The organism is Streptomyces oceani (genome assembly GCF_001751245.1).
Taxonomy (GTDB): Bacteria; Actinomycetota; Actinomycetes; order Streptomycetales; family Streptomycetaceae; genus Streptomyces; species Streptomyces oceani.
Map to the genome: position 1 here is coordinate 20,244 of NZ_LJGU01000129.1, position 2,841 is coordinate 23,084.

3 protein-coding genes and 1 pseudogene are annotated in these 2,841 nt (G+C 72.6%); 1 reads left to right on the forward strand and 3 read right to left on the reverse strand.

The genetic code is table 11. From position 1 onward, the window contains the following. The 3 genes from AN216_RS27220 to AN216_RS16040 form a co-directional block, all read right to left on the reverse strand. On the reverse strand, positions 1-500 hold a 500-nt coding region (locus AN216_RS27220; protein WP_139140938.1), incomplete at its 3' end, for a reverse transcriptase-like protein. Beyond that, on the reverse strand, positions 500-1,243 hold the full coding sequence (locus AN216_RS16035; protein WP_212732712.1) for a zinc ribbon domain-containing protein: 744 nt from the start codon (positions 1,241-1,243) through the stop codon (positions 500-502). The genes AN216_RS27220 and AN216_RS16035, both read right to left, overlap by 1 nt. Next, a complete protein-coding gene (locus AN216_RS16040) occupies positions 1,240-2,097 on the reverse strand; it encodes a Nif3-like dinuclear metal center hexameric protein (protein ID WP_070197374.1) in 858 nt (285 codons plus the stop codon). The genes AN216_RS16035 and AN216_RS16040 overlap by 4 nt, the downstream gene beginning before the upstream one ends. A 347-nt stretch (positions 2,098-2,444) precedes the next feature. Between AN216_RS16040 and AN216_RS16045 the strand changes: the two are divergent. Beyond that, positions 2,445-2,841: pseudogene (locus tag AN216_RS16045) on the forward strand (hypothetical protein); the annotation flags it as partial.

A 2,841-nucleotide genomic window follows, 5' to 3' on the forward strand; every position in this document is an offset into this window, starting at 1 on the left:
GCCGGCTCCGCAGCCGGCTGGGGCTCCGGCTGCGGCGTGGCCGCCAACTCCGCCGTGGAGGCGCCCGGTGACCACTGCTCGCCGCGTCGCCCCGCGTCCATCGCCTCGTTGGCCAGTCGGTCGGCGTGCTTGTTCCGCTCCCGCGGAATCCACTCGTAGCTGACCGCGTCCGCCGGATAGACCCGCTGAGCCTGCGCCGCCAACGGGCGCATGTCCGGGTGCTTGATCTTCCAGCGCCCGGACATCTGCTCCACGACCAGCTTGCTGTCCATCCGCACCCGCACCCTGGCCGTCGGGTCCAGGTCGTACGCCGCACGCAGTCCGGCCACCAGGCCGCGGTACTCCGCGACGTTGTTGGTCGCCTTCCCGATGAACTCGGCGACCTCCGCCAGCGTGTCTCCCCGCGCGTCCTTCACCACCGCGCCGTATCCCGCGGGGCCCGGATTGCCCCGGGACCCGCCGTCGGCCTCCACGACGAGCGACCGGACGTCCGCCGCCATCAGAGACCGGACTCCGGCGTGCGGACGAGGATGCGGCGGCAGTTCTCGCACCGCAGCACGGCGTCCGCGGCCGCCTCCCGCACCTCGTTCAGCTCGGTGATGTTCAGCTCCAACCGGCAGCCCTCGCAGCGCCGTTGGTACAGCCGGGCCGCGCCGACACCGCCCTGCTGCTCGCGGATCTTCTCGTACAGCTTCAGCAGTTCCGCGGGCAGCGCGCCCGACACCACCTCGCGCTCCTTGGTGGCCATCAGTACGTTGTGGTCGACCGCCTCCAGCTCCCGGGCCAGCCGCTCCTCGGCCTCGCGGGCACGCGCCTGCACCGACTCCAGCCGGTCCGACAGCTCCGTGCTGCGCTCCTGCGCCGACTCGCGCCGCTCCATCACCTCCAGTACGACCTCCTCCAGGTCACCCTGGCGCTTCGCGAGCGAGGCGATCTCGCTCTGCAGGCTCTCCAGGTCCTTGGGGCTGGTGACGGCGCCGGAGTCGAGGCGCTGCTGGTTCCGAGCGGCCCGCTGACGCACCTGGTCGACGTCCGCCTCCGCCTTGGTCTGTTCGCGGGAGGTGTCGCTCTCCTCGGTCTGCGCGGCGACCAGCAGGTCACGCAGCTGGTTCAGATCGGTCTCCAGGGTCCGCACCTCCTCGTGCTCCGGAAGGCTCTTGCGCTTGTGCGCGAGCTGGGACAGCCGGGTGTCGAGGTCCTGCAGGTCTAGGAGGCGGATCTGGTCGGCGGGGGCGGCGTTCAGTTGGGGGCTCCAGTGTTCGTCGAGTCGGTGCTGGACGCCGCGTGGGCGGTCCAGGGGTCGGTGACGGTACGCGAGACATGCGTGCGCAGATCCCAGCCGTACCGGTCGGAGAGTGCGTCGAGCTGTGCAGCCGCCTGCTCGCACCACGGCCACTCGGTGGCGAAGTGGGCGGCGTCCAGGAGAGCCAGCGGAGAGTGTTCCCGAGCCTCGGAGGCAGGGTGGTGACGAAGATCGGCGGTGACGTACGCGTCCACGTCAGCGGCCCGTACGGCGTCGAACAGTCCGTCCCCGGAGCCGCCGCAGACCGCGACCGTACGGATCGTGCCGGCCGGATCGCCGGCCGTACGGACGCCCTGCGCGGTGATCGGCAGGGCCGCGGCGGCCTGTCGGGCGAACTCCCCGAGCGTCAGCGGCCGGTCGAGCGCGCAGACCCGGCCCAGCCCCCGACGGCCCTCCGGGTCGTCCGGATCGGGCACCAGGGGGCCGAGCACCCGGAGGCCCAGGGCGCCCGCCAGGGCGTCGGAGACCCCGGGGTCCGCCCGGTCCGCGTTGGTGTGCGCGACGTGCAGCGCGATGTCGTGCTTGATGAGGGTGTGGACGACACGGCCCTTGAAGGTGTCCGCGGCGACCGTGGTGGTACCGCGCAGATAGAGCGGGTGATGGGTGACCAACAGTTGAGCGCCGAGCGACACGGCTTCCTCTGCGATCTGCCGCACCGGGTCGACGGCGAAGAGGACCCGACTCACGTCGGCGTCCGGGTCGCCGCAGACCGTACCGACCGCGTCCCACTGCTCGGCGCGCTCACGAGGCCACAGGGAGTCGAGCGCGGTGATGACTTCGGAGAGTGCTGGCACGGGGCAAAGGCTACCTGCCCGCCGCGGGCACGCGTCGAGCCGTGGGATGGCGACGGCCGAGCGACGCGACCTCCGGCTCCGCCCGGGGCTTCCGGGGCCGTCCCTACCGGATGTGGGACGTGCCGGAGTGGGACCGAGAACGCCCCCGACCGGATCCGACCGACCTACCGGCACGGGGCACACGGGTGGCAGGGGCACGGGGGCACGGGTGCCCGGGACGGCAGCACACCGACGGCCCTGACCTCAGGGGAACCGTTCCCCCACCACCCGTACGTGTGAAGGCGCTCAACTCGCATTGTTCGCCTGGCCGTACGAGCCGTAGGTTCGTCGCCGGAGGTGATCGATTCATGACCGTCTGTGCTGCCGAGAGCGCCGCACACGCGGGCGGAGCCGCGACTCCCCCGAGCTGCGTGCTCTCGGCCGACGGTTCGTACGCGGCCCGGCTCGCCTGGTCCGCCGGCCCGAAGGGACCGCTTCCGGAGGGCCGTTGCCCGACGGAGGACTGGCCCGCCGGCTGGTTCCCGGAGCGCTGGACGCTCGGCGGACCGGAGCCGTACGCGGTGCCGCTGCCCGGCGAGCGGCCGGAGGAGGCGGGCAGCCAACTGCTACCGATGGCGGACGGCCGGGTGCTCATCGCCCGGCGGGTGGAGCGGCGACACGAGCTGAGCCTGCTCTACCCCACCGGCCCCGACACCGGCGAAGTGCGGCTGGGCGCCATCGACTCGGAGCGACTCGTGCTGCTCC